The sequence below is a fragment of the Planctomycetaceae bacterium genome, assembly GCA_021371795.1.
Lineage (GTDB): Bacteria > Planctomycetota > Phycisphaerae > Sedimentisphaerales > UBA12454 > UBA12454.
On the sequence record JAJFVK010000019.1, the window covers coordinates 172,840 to 193,938 of the forward strand.

Consider the following 21,099-nt stretch of genomic DNA (forward strand, 5'->3'; position numbering starts at 1 on the left):
TAAATGAAATTGTATAAAATTCTGATTGTGATTATCAGTATGGTTTTCATCAGTAATACTTTTGCACAGAACAACGACAACAACAAAAGCGTTTACGCTCATTTCGTAACGTGGTTCAAAACAAAAGATGTTTCCGGCAGATGGGAAATGTGGAATTCAGATTACAACGAAAGTCCGCATAATCCCGATACGATTTTTATGAACGGCAGGCGGGATTTGGCTGTTACAAGTTATCCTCTGACCGGCCCGTATGATACTTCCGACCCTGACATTTTGGAGTATCAGTTTTTGCTGATGAGATTAAGCGGTATCGATGGAATCATCGTTGACTGGGACGGCAGAAAGATTAATCAATATCGCCACGATGCGCTGATGACGATTCTGCCGTATTTGGAAAAATATAATTTGAAATTGATTATGTGTTTCGAGGAATGGTGCGGCTATTGGCCCAGAGGAACTTTCGCAGACAGACAGGCTGAAATAAAAGCCGCCAAAGATGAAATGCAGTGGATGATTGGAACTTTCCTTGATAAGCCGTTTTATGGCACTATAAACGGTAAAAAGCCGGTATTGGTATTTCGTAAAATTCCCGACAAATGGTTTAATCCCGCCGAATGGCAGGATATTACCAAAGATTTTAACAATGTGCGGTTGATTTTCGATGCGGATGCGTATCGTCAGTTCGGCTCGGCAGTCGGCGGCAAATATTTCTGGGTTGGCAGTTTCGACCCTAAAACGAATAACAGCAGTCTGGAGTTTTGCAAAAAAGTTTATACGGATTTCTTTAATATAAAAAACCCGCAGGTTAAAAATGGAATTATTTTCGGCGGAGTTACACCGGGCTTTGATGATTCGCCTGTATGGGGATGGGGCACTACCGCAAGAAAAGCGCCTCGTTATGACGGCAAAAGATTCGATATGACCTGGCAGATGTCGATTGATAATAAGGTCGATGTCGTTCAAGTAATTACCTGGAATGATTGGAATGAGGGGACGCAGATAGAGCCGTGTGATGAATTTGGGTACGAATATCTCGAACTGAATAAAAAATATTCAGCGATATATAAAGGCATTAAAGACGATATGCCTAATGACGTGTTAAGAATCCCGCTGAAACTTTATAAAGCGAGAAAAGCAGGTCAGGCTGAAAAGGCAGTATTGGATGAATTGAGCGGTTGTTTGTTTAATAAAGATTTTGGAAAAGCAAAATCGCTGGCTGGAAAAATTAATGATTAAAAAATTGACAATACTGTTTTTGTTCTGCTTTGGTTGCTGCTGTTATGCAGAGGTTATAGACAATCTCGACAACGCGACTTATTTAACTGCCGTGCTGAATTCGTCTTTTACCGCAAACGGCAACAGCACTGTTAGTATGAAACGAACGGCAGCGGGCGATTCGGTCGTCAACTGGCGTGGCAGCAACAGTTACTATATAAAAATTAGAAATTATCAGGACAGGGTGGAAATCACACCGACAGCGGCAATCAATTCCGGCCAGTATTCGCTGTATATTTTATTTTTCAACAGCGATAGATATTTTCTTGGCGAAGTCCAATGGGCCGATGCCCGCGACAGTACGGATGTGCAGATACTCAAAAGCGTTTCACGACTTGCCGCGCAAAATAATATCACAAATGCGGAGTATTTTTTCGTTCGCTTCAGACTGCACGGCGATGTCAACAGCGGATTTATTTTTGATAAAATCCATATTAAGGAAGGCACCGGCTATTGGACGCCGACAGCATTAACGCAAGCCGCGCCGAAAACCGTTTTCGTTCACGAGATGGCAGCTTTCAGAACTCCGCAATACAGCGGCAGTTGGGGCGGCTGGAACTATAACAGTCATAATCCCAATGTACTCGATGCCAACGGTAAACCTGACATTGCTTCTGTTTATTATCCGTCCGTTGGTTATTATGATATGAAAGACCCGTGTCTTGTCGAGTATCACTGCCAGATTATGAAAATGGCCGGCGTTGGCGGCGTTATATTCGATTTGGCTTATTATCAGATGGACACCGACACCGTGAATATGATAACCGGCTATCTGAATATTATGTCCCAATATGGTTTGCAGGCCGTGATATGTTTTGAGGACAAAGCGCACTGGATATGGGACAGTTCCGCGACGACACGAGCAATGGCATTAGCAAGAGCCTATCAGGATATGAACAACTGGCTGAATTTATTTATCAGTTCCGGCACGCAATATTATGTTACCGGCACAAGGCCGTTATTTCTAATGTTCAGTTACGAAACCGAAGTTAGCGGCAAAGGCATAAGCTGTCTTTCGCCTGCGGAGATTACGACCTGGCTGAATACTTTTTCTTCCGCGAACAGACCTGTGATGATGCGTCAATGGTTTAGAGACCCTGAACACATCGGCGTTTTGAATGGTCAATATGGTTGGCCTCAATTATATACCGCGCCGGCAGAAATGCTGCCTTATGTCGGCTATTGTGATATGGCTGATAATAATGATACGCTTTATAACGCAAGGGATTTCGGCCAGTATTTGTTGAAGAACAGTTACGCTGATTTTTATATGTCGGGCGTTTGGCCGGGATTTGACGATTATGGCGTTTGGGGATGGGGCAGCGGGCCGCGTCTTATGCCGAGATATGATGGCGCGTTGTACGATATAACTTGGGACTATGCGATAGATGATAATCTGCCTGTCGTGCAGGTTGCTACGTGGAACGACTGGTTTGAGGGAACGATAATTGAGCCGTCGGTTGAATTCGGCAATTTATATATGCAGAAAACATTTTTGAAAAACGCAGTATTCCAAAATCTCCCAAGTTCACCTGTTCCCGATTTCAATGTTCCGATATGGATTTATAAAATCAGAGATATTTCAGATAACGCACAGGTGCTTGCGGATATGCAGACCGCAAGTGAATATATAAAAGTGGGGCAATACGAACAAGCGGAGTATATAGTGTCGTTTTGGGCAAACTTCTTTGATATTGATTCTGTAAAATATTGGACAGGAGAAGGTTCACTTGCGGCGTATCAGCCGGGGGATTATTCGCACGATGGCAAGGTGAATTTTAAAGACCTTGTACTTGTCGGGTTGAATTGGCAGGGCGGTTATGAGGTTCGTGATTTAGCGGTGATTGCGGATAACTGGCTCTGTGAATAGTGTGTCTGTTCATTTAAAATGGTTATGACAAATTAATTTTTGTACCATACGAGGGCGGCCGAATTTAGCCGATTTTGCCAAAAATAATTCAAACAATAATCACCATATCACATCAAAGTTAGGTGTCACATCCGGCATGTTTTCTATTCCTCACTTCTGTTGTCCACAAGTATTATACTGCTTCGGCGCGCGTAATTACTCGCAATCAATGCAATGGTTTTCAGAAACAACTTGCAATGTGTCGTGAATTGTTGCTCATTGTGGGTAAATGAGTTACAGAAAACTTCAAAAAATGAGAGTTTAGTGTGTGCATCGCATGGCATGCAAGAGGTCGCAGGTTCGGGTTGCGAAAAAGATGCGATACAGATAATATTTTGCCTGGTGGTGTTGGGCTATTAGTCAAAATCTGTAAGCCCATGAGTTTTCAAATTCTATGCACCAACTGCAAAAAATGGACTCAACACGAAAAGATTAAGGTCGGCAGTCCAAGTGTAGCATTCGGGCCTTTAAATTATCTCTGTCCTGATTGTTGTCTGTGATATTGAAAGAATATAGTGCAAGCGATGAATTTAAATATCTCTCTCCCCGGAGATCATCCAAATGGGTCTTCGAGGAATGACCGTTCGACTTCCTCGATTATACTCGGAACGGGCAAACTCACGGCAGACAGGTTCGGATTTTCTGCTTTTCCGATAACACTTATAGCGATGATAACAGGTGCTATGATATTACAGTTTGTTGTGCTGAAGCGACTGGCCGGCATAAGGGAATTTGACAAACAGAAGGCTATGGAGGCGGTGGTGCGGGTAGGGGTAGGGTAGGGTAGCAATCATTTATTTATCTCGCGATAAAGTTAAATTTCTCGACTTTTCAAAATAAGTATGATATTCTACTGAAAATCAGTCTCAGCGGTGTAGCTGAGAATAGATTGTATTGATAGGAAATTAGATTAAGGAGTAGTATTATGGCAAAGAGTGCAAAACCAGCAACAAAGAGTGAAATTCTGTCCAACATCGCCGAGGCCACACAGCTTTCCCGCAAACAGGTAGCATCTGTGTTCGATGCCCTTTCAGACCAGATTAAGAAGGCCGTAGGCAAAAAAGGTCCCGGCGTCTTTGCTTTATCGGGTTTGATAAAGATCGTAGTCGTTAACAAACCGGCCACCCCAAAACGCAAGGGCATCAATCCGTTCACCAAGCAGGAACAGGTCTTTGCAGCCAAGCCCGCTCGCAGAGTCGTCAAGGTTCGAGCCTTCAAAGCTCTCAAGGAAATGGCTAAGTAAATTGATAAAATAGTATTTATAGAAATAATGCTATTTTCAGAAAGGAACTATTATGGCAAAAAAACTTGTAACTGGAGTGTTCTCAAAAGAGGAAACTAAATCTTTAAAAAAACTGTTTTCTAATACAAGCACAAAAGAGCTTGCTAAGAAACTGAATAGGAACCCAAAGTCAGTTGAAGCCAAGGCATTTCAGTTAGGTCTGAAGAAAACAGCTAAATATCTTAAAAAGATGGGACTCAGGAAATAAGAGTTCTAATAAGCTCTACCAGATTTGAGGGAATTGACCCGGCAGAGTGGGCTTGTCTTTGCAGGTATTTAAGCCCAATGGATGCGGTACTGAGAGTGGGACAGGGTGAATTTGCCAAAAACATGAAATCGTGTATATAGAGGCGTATCCTTCCGTTGTAGGATTTTCTTTTTTTATCACAATTTGTGTTAGAAAGCTATATGACTCGATTTTTGATTTATCTGTTCCCAGCCGTAGCTGATGTGATACTCGCAGCTACAATGTTTGTATGCAGCAATCGTATTGCTGATGCCGGCAAGAGCAGGACTGAAGTTGCTATGGTATTCGCTGCATGGGCAGCAGTTTACATCTTTAGCAATCAGATACTTGCCCGGTTTGTTACTTCACGCAATGCAGCAGCAATGATGTTTGTCGCAAACTTGCTATTCACTGCCATAGCCGGGGTATTCGTGTTTATTGAAAATATCTGGGCAATATATACCGCTATGGCAGTTTTGGCAGTGGCGTCAGCGTTGTTCTTTCTTCCATTTCAAATTTTTATGAAAGCTGTTGAGCCTGACCAGAATCAGGGTGTGGTGCGGTCGGTAGCTTTTTACACTTTCTCATGGAGTTTGGGCTTTGCGAGTGGCCCTTTTATCGCGGGGTTTATATACCAATGGTTGGGTTGGCAGTGGTGTTTTGCCTTCACCGGCCTGATTAGTTTGCTAACAGCCTTTGGGATACAGTTACTGAAGCATCATGCCAAACATCATCATAGTGAGGCTATAGTACCGAATCAGCAATCGTGCAATGTGGAAGATATCAACTATCACACAATGCCAGACATTGCTTGGCTGCAATGGGCGGTTACCGGAGTTGGATGCCTTGGTTCTTATGCGCTGTTAGCTTTATTGCCGTCTATTAGTGTATCATTTGCAATACCAAAATCTCAGGTTGGGTCAATGATAGCATTGCTCTATGTTGTTCAAGCGTTGGTTGGTTTGAGTTTCATGCGCAGCAAAATTTGGATGTTTCGGGTCTTGCCCGTCATTGGTTTTACAGCTTTCGGATTGATCAGCATAACATGTTTTGGTATATCACTACTACCGATTCTAAATGGAGCAGAACTATTAACTGTGCCATTAAGGACGATAGGATTGTACGTTTCGACTGCCTTTTATGGAGTTTTTTCAGGTTCATTTTTCTTCGGATTGGTATTTCACTCTCTGGTGCATCCGCATCGCAGCGCAAGATATGTAGCTATTAATGAAATGGTCGTGGGTATCTGTGGCGTGGTGGGACCGATTATGGCTGGTACGCTGGCAGACAGGTTTGGATTTTCTGCGTTTCCGATAACACTCATAGCGATGATAACAAGTGCTATGATATTGCAATTCGTTGTGCTGAAGCGACTGACCGGCATAAAGGGAATTTGACAAGCAGAAGGCGATGTAGGCGGTGGTAAAGGTGGCGAATGTGGGGTAAGGTGAATTTGACAAAAGCACGCGCAAGCTTTTTGTCATCAAAGGCTTGTCTGAGTTACAATTGTAACGTGTTGTATCGGCGTAAGCGTTCACAGTAAATTTATCAGAGAGCCGTTTGCTCCGGAGCAGATAGATAAGACGGGGTTTGGATTTTAGACTTGTTTTGGCTTACCAGCAAATTTACTATTTATTTTTAATAAAGCCGGTATAATCAACACAGATTTATACTTTGAAGGCCGGGTAACTGAAAGGATTTAAATCTTTGAGGACATCGTTTATGAAAGCTGTAATTATACTTTTGGGTTGTTGTATATTCGCAAGCAATTTGTGTTTGGCTGCGGAACCAAATGGTATATTAAAAATCGAGGGGAAATATGTTAAACATTTGAGTTTGTATGGTAACGGTAAAGAGGTTTTTAATGAGCCCAACAAAATTATAAACTTGCCGGTTGGTACTTATTATATTTCTGAAATTAAATTAGAGGGTGATTATGTATGTCATCCTTATAATCTTTCATCCAAAGAATTACATATCAAAGAGGGACAGACGACTGTCTTGGGAATGGGCGCACCGTTAAATCAAAATGTGAACATTTTAAGACGCGGCAATTCATTAGTTTTAAACTATAAACTTCAGGGCATTGGCGGAGAAACATATTTCCCGGAAGTAAGAGGCAACCCTCCAAAGTGTACGGTATATGCCGGTGACGAAGAGATTGCAAATTGTAATTTTAAATATGGTTGAGGCGGTACATGTTCGTACTCGTGGCGAGTACCCTTAAAATCATACGGCAATTTTAAAATTATAGCATCAAACGACATTGGCCAGTTAGGTCCCGGTCAAGGTCTGCCTGTGATGTATGATTGGAAACTTTATTATCATTTTCCCAACCTGATTTTATGGGGCATACTGCTTGCATGTTTGGTATTGAAGGAAAACCGGAATTTGCGGGCATATCTCGTGCTTTTGCCGATTTTATCTGTATGTGCTCTTTGGGGCATAATACGACAGATTCTTCCGGCGTTTGTTTCGCAATCAAATATACTTACACACATTGTATCGACGCTTATGCTGTCGGCTGCGATTCTTTGGCTTATGTTGGATAGATTGGCAAGATACAAATTAGCTGTGTCATTTTTCCTGTCGATTGTACTGCTTTCGATGGTCGGAATTATCAGTATGTTTGTTTTTGGCGGATTTAGTTTTTCCAGCGATGTGATTTCAATTTTTATTATGCAGTTTGCATGGGCAGTTTCACTGGTTTGCGGAATTTTAATAGCACGATATTTTTGCCGTAAAGGCTTTAGCGGTAAGGTGTTTTCTCTGTGGCTGCTTTTGTGGATGATAGTTGTGTTCGACGTTATGATGTTTTTTATAATGTTGGTCACGCTGGCATCCAGCGGATACTTGATGAGGAATCTTTTTATACTGATTTTTGTGCCGATTCAGGGCACGACAGCAGGTTTGATGGCCTATGTTTTTACATTGCCTTATCTTATTTTGACGTTTAAATGCGAGTTTTATAGAAAACGGTTTTTAGCTTGGTTGCGTTTAACCGAACCTGCTAAAGAAAATGATTTTTCAATGCCGTATTCATGATGTTAAATTTTTTTTGAAATAAACGGTAAAGTTGTTATTATTGTGTCATAATCAAGTGTTAAGGACTGCAAAATGATTAGCAAGCGGACTTTAGGGATTTGGGCTGTTTTGACTATAGGTGTGGTTGCATCTGCGTTCGGCAAGGATGAGCAATGGTTAAGCTATCGCTCATCACGTCAGGCCAGAGATATTGTCCAAGGAGTCTGTTCACAGAATCTGGAATTGGCGTCTGAAAAACCGGAAGGTGTCGAGTTACCTGTGTTTAAAAGTGACCAGCCGCTTTTTGGCAAATTTAAAACACCGATGGCAAAAGACGGTTTTCTGTGGGTTGCTTTCGACCGGACAAGCAAAAGGGGAGCATATAGCATTCTTTATATCGATTCGAATGCAAATAAATCATTAAAAGATGAAACTGCCGTTACCGCATATCAAAAAGAACAAAATTATGCCCAATTTGGGTCTATCGCTGTAATTTTTGACAGCAATGATGGGCCAATAACATACCACCTGAATATATACTGTTACAGCAATGAAAAAGAAAACCGTGCTTATGTTTCTTCCGGTTGCTGGTATGAGGGGCAAATCACAGTTGATGGCACAAAGTACGAATGTATGCTTGTGGATTACGATAGTGACGGGACTTTCAATGATAAGTCTCTAAATCAATGGAAATCAGACCGTCTTCAAATCAAAAAAGGTGAAAAATGGGAATCTGCTTTTGTAGGGAAATATATTTCCATTGATGATAAACTTTATACGCTGAAAGTTGCCAAAGATGGCGCGTATATCAAAATTGCTAAAGCAGTCGATGTAAATTATGGCAATTTTCGTGTTCCTTCGGAAATAGCTGAATTACAGGCCGGCGGCAAGAACGGCAGTTTTGTTTTTCATCCTAAAAATGGTATCTGCAAAATACCGGCAGGGCATTATCAAATTTTGAACTGGTCTGTTGAGGAAAAGAAAGGCGGCGATATCTGGCAACTTCGTGCAAGCGGGAGTAGTGATAAAGCCCGTTTTTTTGCGACAGAAGCAAATGAGCCCAATCTTATGATTGGTCAGCCTGTTGTTTCAAAACTTGACGTCCAGCCAGACGGGAAAAATCATCGAATTAACCATAGGCTTGAAGGGCGACTTGGTGAAAGTGTTGATATTTTACATAATGGTTCAAGGACTAATGCTCCGAAAGTATCTATCACCAATGCAGACAAAACATACAATAAGACATTTAGTCTGGAATATGGTTGAGGTGGTACATGTTCGCTCTCGTGGCGAGAGCCCAAAAAAGTGAGAGGTCCTTTTACTGTAATAGTTCAAATCGCAGGACCGTTTAAAATTGATACTGATTCGGTTAAAATTGAAACAAAAATTGCGGCGGCAGACGACAAACCGGCTAAATCATATAACTGGGCATGGGTGTTAGGCATAGTCATGGTGGTTGTTTTTATTGCCTTGTTTGTCCGCCGAAAATAAATAATTTTAGTTCTTAACTGTTGTATTAGTTTATAGTTTCATCTTATAGTGGAATTTTAACATAGGAGATAATAAATGTTTACCCGGCAGAGGCTGATTATTTGCGTTATAATTGTATTGACCGGAATATCGTCTGCATTTTGTGATGGGACGGATGTTCCACAAAAGATTACATGCTCTGGTAAATTAGTTGATGACGCAAACAAAGCTGTTGCCGGTGTGAAAGTTAAATTGCATATGCTTGTGCCTGATGCCGGTGGTTTGGAAATAGGGGATGTGAACACAGAGGAACAGATTACCAAAGACGATGGCAGTTTTTCTTTCAGCGTGGAAAAACTTGCAGATAGAACATATCGCATGGGAATAGTAGTTGTGCAGAAGGATGGCTTTGCGATTTGCTGGGATAACTGGGATATGCGAAAAGACAAGGTTCTGGCGCTATCATTGGAAAAGCCGTATAAATTGCAGGGCGTTGTTGTCGATGACGCCAATAAACCTGTTGCAGATGCCGAAGTGCGGATTTCAATGCTGATTGTGGGAGATATTAGCGGCAGGAATAATGAAGGGCGATACCTGACGGCAGTTAAACATCTTGATATGCTCAAAACAACGACTGATGCTAATGGAATTTTTGTATTCAAAGATATCCCGGCGGCAGGCAAAGCGGAATTTATGGTTACAAAAGTCGGTCGCGCAACTGTTAGCACGTTCGTCTTTAATCCATCCAACTACAATCCCGGCCAATACACCGTAGAAAGTAAGGATATAAAAATTATTCAGCCTGTTGAAGCGAAGATTGAAGGTAAAGTTGTCGAGAGCGGTACCGAAAAACCTGTTGGTGGTGTCAAAGTGACGTGCGTTGTGGAGCCGCGTGTTGGGGCATCCGGCATTAAACCTGTTGTTTCAAAAGAAGATGGAACATTTACATTTGACGGGCTTGAAGCGAAGACTTATACGGTGCGTGGTGCTTCATCGCAAAAAGGAACTGCGCAATGGGTCATTGAACCTGCAAATGTTACAACAACTGCAGGCCGGACAAATTCTGATGTGGTTATTAAAGCGAGTAAGGGTGGTGTGCTTGAAATTATTGTACGCGATAATGAGAATAAAAATATTGCCGGCGTAAATGTGCACATTCGCGCAAAAGACATTCCGCAGGGACAGGGCGGAATTACAGATTCAAACGGAGTTGCGACAATTCGGTTGGCACCGGGCGAGTATGAATTGCAGGGCACATATAAGGAGGGGTATTCATCACCGAAGGACAGACAAACCGCGACAGTGGAAGACGGCAAAACCACACGGCTGGAAATTGAGCTTAAAGGTTCTCCAAAAATTTCCGGAATTGTAACAGACGATAAAGGCAAGCCTTTGGCTGACGCAACTGTTCGAATCTTTCCAATGGGTCGGACTCAGAATGTAAAGTCAGACACAACTGGCAAATTTGAAGTTGCCTGGAACCCTGAACGATGGGGAGGAAATCAGGAAATTCAATATCTCCTTGTTGCTCGCCATATTGGACGCAATCTTGCTGTGGCTGTGGATATTGACGAAGACACTAAAACTATTGATGTAAAAATGTCGCAGGGGATTGTGATTAAGGGTAAAATTGTTGACGCTAACAGTAAACCACTGGCTGATGCCAAAGTGCATGTGAATCTTCATATTTCCAACTGGGGAACGTATGTTGATCAGGATGGTATTAAGGCTGATGCGCAGGGCATGTATGAATATAAGGCTTTGCCGGACGAGCAGAGATATAGCGTTTCCGCACAAGCTGACGGTTATGGCCAAAGTTATGCTGAAGTACTGACGGAAGATGCTGTTGACGGCCTTGTTGAGATTGAGCCGATGATATTAAAATTGGCTGTGATGAGTGTTTCCGGTGTTGTTAAAGACGGCAATGATAAACCTGTTGCGGGCGTAGATGTGGGCGTGTCCGGACAGGGGCAGCAGAATCGCAGGGCTGTTACAGATGCAAACGGGAATTTTACAATTGATAAACTTTGCGAAGGTCAAGTGTATATCTATGCGAATTATAATAAAGGCAATTCATATTTATATGGATATGCAAATGTCGAGTCTGGAGATAAGGAAATTGAGTTGATAATCGGGCAGCAGGGTGATGGTGGCAGGTCTGTTGAAAAACAACCATCATCGCTCAAAGGCAAACCTCTGCCGGATGTCAATTCTATTGGTGTTAAGTTCGATGCCAATGATGTGAAAGATAAAGCAGTCTTGCTTTGTTTTGTAGATATGAATCAACGGCCCAGCAGACATTGTTTCAAAGAGCTTATGAACAAACACAGTGAGCTTGAACAAAAAGGCATTAAGATTATAGTTATACAAATTGGTAATGCAGATGTTGATGCGAATCAGCCATTTATAAAAGGCCAAATTCCAAATGATGAAAAAGATCTTTTTGGATGGGGCGTAAAATCATTGCCGTGGCTTGTTTTAACTGATAAGCAGCACAAAATTATTGCTGACGGTTTTTCCGTTGACGAGATTGATGCAAAGCTTACAGAGCAAAAATAAGTCCTAATTTGATTTATGCTTTTTAAAAACAGAACCTATGCTAAGTGCTTTTGGTTTGCAGCTTGTACAGTCAAGACAACGAATACAGTTAGTATGGTTAGGTTGCAGATTGGGTTTTACACCAATTTTGCAGCTTGTATGACATATATTGCAATTTGTACAAACGGCTGGGTCTAATTTAAGATGGAATACTGAAAATTTATTGAATAACCCGAAAATTGCCCCTAATGGACATAGTTTGCACCAGAAACGATTGACAAATATCATCCCGGTCAATGTAACAAGTAAAACTGTAATCTTAAGTGTGTTTGGAAAAATAATTTTTTGTCCCGCGGCAGCCTGCGAGAGCATATTAGGTACCGCTCCTTCAAGTGCACCGGCCGGGCAAACTTTGCAAAATGTGAGCGGATGATTTTCGCCCCAGAAAAATGGGACAGCCAGCACGAGTCCTAAAAGTACTAAATAACGTATGCTGCCAAACCATTGCGGCAGATTAAATTTGCGAACAGGAATTTTAGCTGCCATATCCTGCAAAAGCCCGAACGGACAGATATACCCGCAGACAAAACTTCCAAGAATCGCGCCAACTAATATCAGTGTTCCTATTGCCATAAAAGGAAACAAATGCAAGGCGCTGAAATTTACAAGTATTCCAACAGGACAAGCGAATGTTGCTAATGGGCAGGCATAACAATGGAATACGGTTCCGCAGACGTTGTGCATCCTAAGAGCCATCGGGTCCAGCCAGATTAAGAGAAACGCTGTTTGTATCCAGATTCGACTGGCGGTTAATTTTTCAATGAATGAAGTTTTTTTGGTCATGGCCACCATAACCCTTTACTTAACTCAAGTAGGGCACAAGGACGCAGGTTTGTTATTGATGTCATACGTACGCTGTATGCCGCCTGAATCCAGTTTAACAAGTCCGCCTAAAGTAACATCAAATATCGCCTGCGATTCTGAAATATACAAGACAGGCTGATATGTTTTAGGGAGCTTTGTCATCTTTTCTAACGGCAGGTTTTGTATTTTTAAAGTGCGAAACAAGCCGATATACAGCAAAACTCCCGCTGCCACCAGCAGAGTGATAGTGACGTATCGTTTTATCTTATTTTCGTTAGCCATAATTTTAAAAATGGCGGAGGCGAATGGGAATCGAACCCACCCGAGACGCGTTCGCGCCTCGCGCTGGTTTTGAAGACCAGGAGCGCCACCAGACACATGTCACCTCCGTTTAGTCATTATTAATTGTAACATAAATTTATAAGATTTCACTTCTTTTCTAAAAACACTTTACCAGTTCCTTTGCCAATTATCCTGCCGATAATAGCGGCTTCTTCTATTTTCGCTTTATGCAGTTTTCCCAATAGTTTTTCTGCTTTGGCTTGCGGCAGGCAAATCAATAATCCTCCGGATGTCTGGGCATCAAAGCAGATATCGGCCATTGGCCTTGTTACGCCTTTTCCCGTTACTATACGATGGCCGGAAGATTCCCTATTGCGTTCGACCGTACCTGGAACAATGTCCGCGTTAACAGCCTCCAAAACGCCGGGGAAAAGAGGAATGGCGTCAAACAATATTTCCGCGTTTACTTTGCTCAATCCTGCCATTTCGCCTAAATGTCCCATAAGACTGAAACCCGTTACGTCAGTGCAGGCATGTACGTCGAATTCCTGCATTAACTCGGCGGCTTTTTTGTTCAGAGTTGCCATCGAATTTGAAATAGCCTTAACGCTTTTTGCAGACGCTTTATCAATCTGTGAAGCGAACGCGATTATTCCTGTGCCCAGTGGTTTTGTGAGTATGAGGACGTCGCCTGATTTTGCATTTGCATTTGTAAGAATTTTTTTGGGATTAATTAATCCGGTTACCGCAAAACCGGCTTTTATCTGCGGGTCGTTAATGCTGTGTCCGCCTATGACGGGCACCTCTGCTTCTATCATTTTGTCTATTCCGCCTCGAAGGATATCACGCATTATTGAGTCCTTGAGTTCTTTGCATGGAAATCCGATTATTGACAAGGCGGTGATTGGTCTGCCTCCCATTGCATATACGTCGCTAACTGAATTAGCAGCGGCAACCTGACCAAACACGTACGGGTCGTCAACAGAAGGTGTGAAAACATCAACTGTTTGAACCAAAGCTGTGTCTTTGGAAATTTTATAAACTCCTGCGTCGTCACCCGCGGCAGCACCAACCAGCACATTCGGATGATTGAAAGAAGGCAGTCCTCGCAAAACATTTTTCAAGAATTTCTGGTCTATTTTAGAAGCACAACCGGCTTTTTCGACCAGTTTTGTAAGCTGCACTTTTTTTGTTTTTGCGTCTTCAAGTCGTTCTCCTGCACACAGGCAAACATTTTTCCCCTGAAATATGTCGCACGGACACGGTTTTTTAGGGTCGCATACACAATGGCCAAGCCGCATAGAACGGCCCATAATCAATTTTCTTTTTTCGATGTTAATCACATTCAACTCCTTTGATTTCATGTTGCTGTTTAAAATATTTAATTGCGAGAATCGCTGCGCCGATTGCGCCGGTCAATTGCGGCTGCGGCGATATTTCAACTGGTCTTTCAAAAACTTTCCGGAGGGCGGTATCCATTCCATGAATCATAGCTACACCGCCTGTAAAAATAATTTCAGTCGGCAAATTTCGTCCGGCCATACTCAAGATTCGCGATGCGATAGCGTTTTGTACTCCGCAGACGATATCGGCAGGGGAGCGTTGTTCTGCCATTAATCCCACGATTTCTGTTTCAGCGAAAACGACACACATACTGCTGATTGAGGCGGGCTGTTTGCTTTTTTTTGCCATCATACCCAGCGCATTAAGCAGTACAGATAATTTTTTCGCGACCATTTCCAAAAAGCATCCTGTTCCGGCTGCGCAGCGGTCGTTCATTGCGAAGTCTTCAATACTGCCGCTTTCGTTCATCCGAATGAATTTGCTGTCCTGCCCGCCAATGTCTATAATCGCACGCGCATCGGGAACAAAATATTTTACTCCGGTCGCGTGGCAGGTGATTTCGGTAATTGCCTTATCGGCGAAGCTTATTGCATTTCGGCCATAACCGGTTGCGATTGTCGCGGCAACTTCGCTGTGAGATATGCCGTTATTTTTCAGTGTATTCTCAAAAAGTTCTCTTGCGAGATTTTCCTGTGCCACTCCCTGATCAATTACGCCTGTTGCGATAATTTTAGAATTATCTGAACGCATCAATGCGATTTTGATTGCTCGTGAGCCTGCGTCTATGCCGGCACAAATCATTTTTGCCTCCGCTGTAAAACAATTTCAATTAATGTTTCAATTTTATTTTTTATCGGCTGCCGCAAGGAATCCGATAGCGATGGAATTTCAATTTCAAGCGTTGGAATGCCAAGTTTTTTCTTAACGATTTCTGCGATTATTGTGCCTTCGGTTGCGCAATGACTTGCGCCTGGGATACGAGAAATAATAATTGCGTCAGAACCGAATTTTTCAATATCCCGACAAATGCGTTCAGCGCGGTCGAACGAAGAACCGGCCATAGTATCCGCTAATGCCATCTGTGCCAATGCGTCCATCGGCGATATATCTGTCGGTATCATATCCAAAGCGTGTGTAAAAAGGTAATCTGTGCCGCAAACGCGTCCGCCGCAGTCTTCAAGAAGATTCATTGCTCGCAAATCAGATACAGGATTAACCCAAAAGATTTTCGCGGCGTTTTTATCTGAAATTCCTTCATTATTTGCAGCTCTACACTGTGCTTCTTTTAATAATTCCTGTAAAATTACGGTTGTTTCGTCAATATCCGAACAAAAATGAATAGCGAGCATTTCCGCAATGAGCATTTCAAGTGCGGGTAGCGGATTTATTTCTGCTGTGAAAACAATATGCCGAAGTTGAGCGAGCAAATTGCGAACAATATTCGCTTTGGCAATTCCATTTGCCAGTTTTTCATCTGTAAGTCTTTCGCCTGTTAATTTTTCTAACAAACTTCTTATGTGTTCCAGTTCTGTTTTTACGAATTCAATTTGTGACAGTGGAACGTGAAAACCGCCGGGCAAATTTATCCTCACTTCATTGTTTTCGCTTTTGCGTCTGTGCGGAATTTCCCACCAGTTTATTTTAAAACCAAGACAGTCAAGGCGTTGAGCAATTGCTGAAAAATCGTCACAAACAGCCCCTGTGCTGCAAATAAGCATATCGGGAACAGGGAAATGTTCCTCATTCAGAAAAGCACCCAGCATCGCACGTACCGGACAGAATGATTCATCGATGCCGAGCGAATCGGCGATTTTGAATAAACCTTCATTCGTTTCCATAATACAAGGCGTCCACCATGCCCCATCCGGATAAAACGCAACCGTATTTTCTAACGCGTAAACCATAACAGGAATTGTGCCAAGGTCTTTCATTGTGCCGACGATTTTTTTGCCGTCTGTGCGAGCTTTATGCAGACGTTCATTTTCTGTAAGCAAAAAATTCCACAGTCGAAGCGATGCAGCGGAATTATCAAATTGAAGAGTACGCAGCCTTGTGTCGCCGTCTTCAGCGTGTCTTCGCAAACTTCCGCCATAATCAGGCTGCTTTATTCCGGCTCTGCAAAGCAATTTATATTGTTCATCCCATTGTTCGAGAGTGATTTTGGAAGTTTTTTGTTTCATTCAAGCATCTCCATAAACGCTTGAATTCGTGTAGCCAGCCGGTTTTCTATGTTTTTATCGTTGTCGCCGGCACTAATATCCAGAACAGGCAGGTTTGTGAATTTCTTATCGGATATTCGGCCAAGTTCCGCGTGCCATTTGTCGCACCACATATAATGATGGAATATAATACCCCGAACGGGTGTTTCGTTTAGTTTCTTTTTAAACCATTCGTAAAGCTTGTCATTAGGCCTTTGGAATACATCAGGTATAGTTTCAAAGTATGCGGCTGCCAATTCTTTAATGGGATTTTCGTTGAGATGTGCCGGATTAAATTTTCTCGGCAATGTACGCGGGCCGTCTGTTGTCGCGTCAAGAGTGATATAGCCGCCATATTTTCGCACAATATCAAAAATAATATTGTCCTGTTTCAGCAAATGACTGCCTATCAGGGCAAGAGGCGTTTTGCCATTTGGTTTTGTTTGTACAGAAGCCTTGTTCCTTTTATTTTCAAACTCGACCATAGTTTCGACAAGCTTTGCATTAGTCGGGCCTTGTCCGTTAAATTGTGTCAGAAACCTGCCAAGCCTTTTGAGTTCTGCGGCATAAAGTTCCGCTGCAGATTTTCTTTGCCATATAGTCGGCACATTCATTAGGAATATCGGAAGATTATGATTTTGCGTTGCGACATCGGCAGTGCGTCGCATTTGGTCGCAGGTGGTCGTTAAAATTGCAGCACAGGCATTTTTTTGAATCTTTATTTCATTTATAAATGCTCGCGCGTATGGGCATATACCAATTGCCGCGTTTTTAGATATCCTCGGCGTGATTCGTAACGGTTGCAGACCGTGAGCGGCTATCCATTCCGGCGGAATATATGGGTCGCAATATATAACGGTATTTTTGCTGTTCATAGTTTTACTATTTCCGTGACGTTTCAAATAAAGCTGCCACACGCATCTCAATACGTGCAGAATCTGATGGTGAATAATCTGTCTCTATTTTAAGGTAGGGCAGTTTAAATTCCTGCTGTGCCAATTGCCTGATAAAATGCGATTCAACATCATAAGTCAGACAAGCCTGCCAAATCAATTCGACAATGCACTGCGGCCGGTATTGGCGGATGAGTTTCCGCAAAGTTTCAAGTCTGAGATCATTTCTGGTCATTACTGAACAAGGGATATTAAAGTATTTTTTCGCCAACGCTGCCATTGGGTCTTCAATAGTTTCATCGACATCTTCCAATATTGGTTTTATGCCGGTGCAATTTTCCATACATACAACCAGTCCGCCATTTTGCTCAATGATGTCGATTACACGTTCCGCGCCGTGTGCTAACGGTACGCCGGTTAAGAGCACGCGAACTTTTTTTGCCGTTCCGCATTCAGCCTTTTTTGATTTCATTATGCTTATGATTTTTTCATATTCTTCCAAATCAGCTTCAATGCCGCCGATAATACTTTTTAGCTCCAAAAGCTGACGCCCCGTTAATGGCGGGGTATCTGATTCCATAAATCCTGCAAGCTGACGCCGTAATCTGCGTTCACGATTCATTAATTCAATTGCTTGGCGGATTTTAGCGTCCGTTATTTTTGTGTTGAAGCGTTTTTCCAAAGCTGATTTTAATTTTATAAGTTCCTTGTGCCAATGTTCAAAAGCGTCAGAGTCGTCTGGCTTTTGCGATAATTCCAATATATGCATTGGGTGGTTTTGCGACAAAAGTTCATACATCTTTTTTTTGCCGTCACAGGTTGTTTCCGCGACCAGTAAATCAGTCATTTCCAAAAACGGATTTTTTTTGAGTATGTTATAGCCGTAAGTTGATTTAATGAGAGGACAAAGATTTTTGGGCAGATCCTGTTCCGCTGCTGTAATAGTGTTTACAGAACCTCCGCACAAGCATACCGGAATCGCACCTGCCGCCATTATCAGTTCTCGAGGCGTATATTCACACATAATGCCGACAATCGGCCTGCCCTGTGCCTTTGCGGTTGTCGCGTATTGAAGGCAATTTGGAATCATATTTTTAAACCACGTATTGCTGCATAAGTTTTCGTTGCCGCCGCAATTTCCCATAGCGTATTCCTTTCTTAATTACGCTTACGTGCGATAAACATTCCCTGTGCGATTTTGCCTTTATGTGCCAACTGCTGCATAAACATCATTTCGCCGGCCATTGCCTGCATCAGGTCTGAATTGAAATTAATAATTTTAAGAGCATCGTAAGTAAGCTGCATATTCAGCATATTCAAATACAAATCGACATAAGGAGCGAAACGTTTCGTATCCTTGGCTGTAATAACCTCACAATTATTTTTTTGGAGCAGACTGCAATAATCGCTCATATTATTGATGTTCGGGAATTTCATAAATTTTAAAAATCTCTCTGCCTCGTCAGAAGTAAGTCCTGAATCTCCTTCGACCCAATCAGTAAATGCGATGATGCCGCCGGGTTTTACAATTCGAACTGCTTCGGCAATCAGTTTTTCTTTGTCGACTACATAGCACCACGCATCTTCGCCCCAAACGAAATCAGCAGAATCACTTTCGAGTCCGCTGCTGCACACATCGGCCAGAGTAAAATGGATTTTATCTGCAAATCCTTCCTGCTTGACTCGTTTAATTCCTTCCTGCACTATATGCTGTGTGGCATCTATGCCTTGCATTTGCTTCGCATCGAACATTCGCACTAAAAATCTCATTCCCGCTCCGGTACAGCAGCACAGGTCAACGCCGCACATACCTGTTTTTATACCTGCTTCTTTAGCTAAAGCCGTAGAAGAAGCAAGTCCGCCGATGTGTATTTGCTCCCCCATAATAAGTTCCCAGAGATTGCCTTCCGGCCCGCTATACACAACTTGTACATCATTTAATCCCACACTTGAAATACTTTTCATAGATATCCTTCTAAAAAAAAACAGGTGAGGAAATAAATTTGCCTCACCTGCGGGTACCCAGCTATTATTATATGATGATTACATCACAAGAGTGTCCTCCATATTAATTCAAATGACAAAAGTTCAAATTTAGAATCGGATTGATAATTGTCATTGAAGTTTTGGGGCACTCGCCACGAGCACCGGCAGGAATTGCTTCAGCCATAGCCTGTAATGATTTGACCTCGGATTATCGCAATATTTACCATAAACGTATTATATATTGAAGATTTTAAAAAAAAAGACTATTTTTTCTTTTTTTAACCGATTACAAGTGATTGAGTCTTGATTTTCTAATGATTAATAAGTAAACTGAATACAGGTTTTTTTAGAGGCCTTTTAATATGGTGAAGAATGCAGGAAAATAATCAAAGTCTTTTGAGAAAAATACCGTCGGTTGATGAACTTTTGGATTTTTTATCATTTCCCCATGTGCCTGTGCCGCGAACCATAATAGTCAATGCAATCAGGGATTCAGTGAATGAGTTTCGTGTACAGCTTTTGAAGGAGTCCGACAAAAAAATGAGTGAAGAGGCAATCCGGGAGTTAATTGTTTCGGCCGCTAAAGAACGCATCGAAAAAGCAATGAAACCATTCTATCGTAAAGTGATTAACGCTACCGGTATTATTTTGCATACGGGAGTGGGAAGGGCGATTCTGCCGCGACAGGCGATTGAACAGATAACAAATGAACTTGGCGGTTATTCTCTGCTCCAGATGGATTTGGAAACTGGTGAGCGTTCAAAGCGGGATAATTGTATTGAGCGGCTTTTACAGCAGTTGACTGGCACGCAGGCAGCGACAGTGGTAAATAATAATGCGGCCGCAACTGCGATTGTTCTTAATACGCTTGGATGTGGTAAGGAAGTGATAGTTTCGCGCGGACAACTTGTAGAAATCGGCGGGTCGTTTCGACTGCCGGATGTAATGGCTTCAAGCGGCGTTAAGCTTGTTGAGGTTGGAACGACCAATAAAACTCATCTACGAGACTATAAAAACGCTATCACTGAAAATACGGCCGCGATTATGAGAGTGCATCCGAGTAATTATAAAATTACCGGTTTTACATCAGAAGTTCCGCTTGACGAACTTGTCTCACTTGCGCACGAGCATAAATTACCTCTTATAGATGATGTTGGAGCCGGGGCACTGATTGATTTTTCGAAATTTGGTTTTGAATATGAGCCGACTCTTGCGGATTCTATTCGTGCAGGTGCGGATGTTGTAACCAGCAGCGGCGACAAACTGATTGGAGCTTCACAAGCTGGAATTATTCTTGGTAAGTCTGAATATATCAACGCAATAAGAAAGAATCCTTTCGCCAGAATAGTAAGGGTGGATAAGATAACGCTTGTTGCTCTCGAAGCAACGTTGAAGCTATTTTTGGATGAATCTTTTGCTCTGAAGGAGGTTCCGACTTTGGCGATGTTACAGCGTTCGATTGAAGAGCTTAATAAACAAGCCAGGAATATTGAAAGCGAATTAAAACTTCGAAATTGTGATGCTGAAATCGAGGTTGTGGACGGGTTTAGCCAAATGGGGAGCGGTTCACTGCCGTCGCAGAACCTCAAAACAAAACTTGTCGCAGTTAAGCCTAAAAAAATTGGAATTGATGTTTTTGCGAAAAGATTGAGGATGTATGAGCCGCCGATTATCGGCCGAATTCAAAATAATCAATTCCTTATGGATTCGCGTACGCTGCTCGAAGATGACGAAAAGATAATTGTTGAAGCGGTTTCAAAAATTCTTGCCCCGTAAACTGGGATGTTTATGTGAAATAGACTCGGATA

19 protein-coding genes and 1 tRNA gene are annotated in these 21,099 nt (G+C 42.3%); 10 read left to right on the top strand and 10 right to left on the bottom strand.

The window, feature by feature from the left end:
* The first annotated feature begins 3 nt into the window (after positions 1–3).
* A complete protein-coding gene (locus LLF92_09450) occupies positions 4–1,236 on the top strand; it encodes a glycoside hydrolase family 99-like domain-containing protein (GenBank protein MCE5341332.1) in 1,233 nt (410 codons plus the stop codon).
* The gene (locus tag LLF92_09455) at positions 1,229–3,145 is read left to right on the top strand and encodes a hypothetical protein (protein ID MCE5341333.1); all 1,917 of its coding nucleotides are present in this window, start codon (positions 1,229–1,231) and stop codon (positions 3,143–3,145) included. The genes LLF92_09450 and LLF92_09455 overlap by 8 nt, the downstream gene beginning before the upstream one ends.
* 592 nt (positions 3,146–3,737) lie before the next feature.
* Here the strand turns inward: LLF92_09455 and LLF92_09460 are convergent.
* Complete coding sequence (locus tag LLF92_09460; protein MCE5341334.1) at positions 3,738–3,923, bottom strand: hypothetical protein; 186 nt, start codon at positions 3,921–3,923, stop codon at positions 3,738–3,740.
* Positions 3,924–4,109: 186 nt separating this feature from the next.
* Here LLF92_09460 and LLF92_09465 point away from each other — a divergent pair, with 186 nt between their 5' ends.
* From LLF92_09465 to LLF92_09495, 7 genes are all read left to right on the top strand, one after another.
* Positions 4,110–4,427 carry an HU family DNA-binding protein gene (locus LLF92_09465; GenBank protein MCE5341335.1) on the top strand — a complete coding sequence of 106 codons (318 nt, stop codon included), beginning with the start codon at positions 4,110–4,112 and terminating at the stop codon, positions 4,425–4,427.
* A 52-nt stretch (positions 4,428–4,479) separates the two neighbouring features.
* Positions 4,480–4,674, top strand: coding sequence for a hypothetical protein (locus LLF92_09470; protein MCE5341336.1), 195 nt, complete (start codon positions 4,480–4,482; stop codon positions 4,672–4,674).
* A 200-nt stretch (positions 4,675–4,874) separates the two neighbouring features.
* A complete protein-coding gene (locus tag LLF92_09475; GenBank protein ID MCE5341337.1) occupies positions 4,875–6,089 on the top strand; it encodes an MFS transporter in 1,215 nt (404 codons plus the stop codon).
* Positions 6,090–6,414: 325 nt separating this feature from the next.
* A complete protein-coding gene (locus LLF92_09480) occupies positions 6,415–6,882 on the top strand; it encodes a hypothetical protein (GenBank protein MCE5341338.1) in 468 nt (155 codons plus the stop codon).
* A gap of 111 nt (positions 6,883–6,993) precedes the next feature.
* The gene (locus LLF92_09485) at positions 6,994–7,737 is read left to right on the top strand and encodes a hypothetical protein (protein ID MCE5341339.1); all 744 of its coding nucleotides are present in this window, start codon (positions 6,994–6,996) and stop codon (positions 7,735–7,737) included.
* Positions 7,738–7,809: 72 nt separating this feature from the next.
* Positions 7,810–8,982 carry a hypothetical protein gene (locus LLF92_09490; protein MCE5341340.1) on the top strand — a complete coding sequence of 391 codons (1,173 nt, stop codon included), beginning with the start codon at positions 7,810–7,812 and terminating at the stop codon, positions 8,980–8,982.
* A 300-nt stretch (positions 8,983–9,282) separates the two neighbouring features.
* Positions 9,283–11,745, top strand: a complete 2,463-nt coding sequence (locus LLF92_09495; protein MCE5341341.1) for a carboxypeptidase-like regulatory domain-containing protein — start codon at positions 9,283–9,285, stop codon at positions 11,743–11,745.
* A gap of 3 nt (positions 11,746–11,748) precedes the next feature.
* Here the strand turns inward: LLF92_09495 and LLF92_09500 are convergent, their stop codons facing one another.
* The 9 genes from LLF92_09500 to LLF92_09540 form a co-directional block, all read right to left on the bottom strand.
* Complete coding sequence (locus LLF92_09500; protein MCE5341342.1) at positions 11,749–12,567, bottom strand: 4Fe-4S binding protein; 819 nt, start codon at positions 12,565–12,567, stop codon at positions 11,749–11,751.
* A gap of 24 nt (positions 12,568–12,591) precedes the next feature.
* Positions 12,592–12,870, bottom strand: a complete 279-nt coding sequence (locus tag LLF92_09505; protein ID MCE5341343.1) for a hypothetical protein — start codon at positions 12,868–12,870, stop codon at positions 12,592–12,594.
* Positions 12,871–12,881: 11 nt separating this feature from the next.
* Positions 12,882–12,977 (bottom strand) — tRNA-Sec (locus LLF92_09510).
* 39 nt (positions 12,978–13,016) lie between these two features.
* Complete coding sequence (gene selD, locus LLF92_09515; GenBank protein ID MCE5341344.1) at positions 13,017–14,213, bottom strand: selenide, water dikinase SelD; 1,197 nt, start codon at positions 14,211–14,213, stop codon at positions 13,017–13,019.
* Positions 14,206–15,015 (bottom strand): acyl-CoA dehydratase activase, encoded by an 810-nt coding sequence (locus LLF92_09520; GenBank protein MCE5341345.1) that lies wholly within the window; start codon positions 15,013–15,015, stop codon positions 14,206–14,208. Before LLF92_09520 ends, selD begins: the two co-directional genes overlap by 8 nt.
* A complete protein-coding gene (locus tag LLF92_09525) occupies positions 15,012–16,394 on the bottom strand; it encodes a 2-hydroxyacyl-CoA dehydratase family protein (protein ID MCE5341346.1) in 1,383 nt (460 codons plus the stop codon). Before LLF92_09525 ends, LLF92_09520 begins: the two co-directional genes overlap by 4 nt.
* Complete coding sequence (locus LLF92_09530) at positions 16,391–17,287, bottom strand: 2-hydroxyacyl-CoA dehydratase family protein (protein ID MCE5341347.1); 897 nt, start codon at positions 17,285–17,287, stop codon at positions 16,391–16,393. Before LLF92_09530 ends, LLF92_09525 begins: the two co-directional genes overlap by 4 nt.
* Positions 17,288–17,294: 7 nt before the next feature.
* The gene (locus tag LLF92_09535) at positions 17,295–18,449 is read right to left on the bottom strand and encodes a 2-hydroxyacyl-CoA dehydratase family protein (protein ID MCE5341348.1); all 1,155 of its coding nucleotides are present in this window, start codon (positions 18,447–18,449) and stop codon (positions 17,295–17,297) included.
* 14 nt (positions 18,450–18,463) lie between these two features.
* Positions 18,464–19,270: a methyltransferase domain-containing protein gene (locus LLF92_09540; protein ID MCE5341349.1), complete on the bottom strand. Its 807-nt coding sequence runs from the start codon at positions 19,268–19,270 to the stop codon at positions 18,464–18,466.
* 393 nt (positions 19,271–19,663) lie between these two features.
* On the opposite strand from LLF92_09540, the gene selA reads away from it, so the two are divergent.
* Positions 19,664–21,067, top strand: coding sequence for an L-seryl-tRNA(Sec) selenium transferase (gene selA / locus LLF92_09545; protein MCE5341350.1), 1,404 nt, complete (start codon positions 19,664–19,666; stop codon positions 21,065–21,067).
* Positions 21,068–21,099 lie beyond the last annotated feature (32 nt).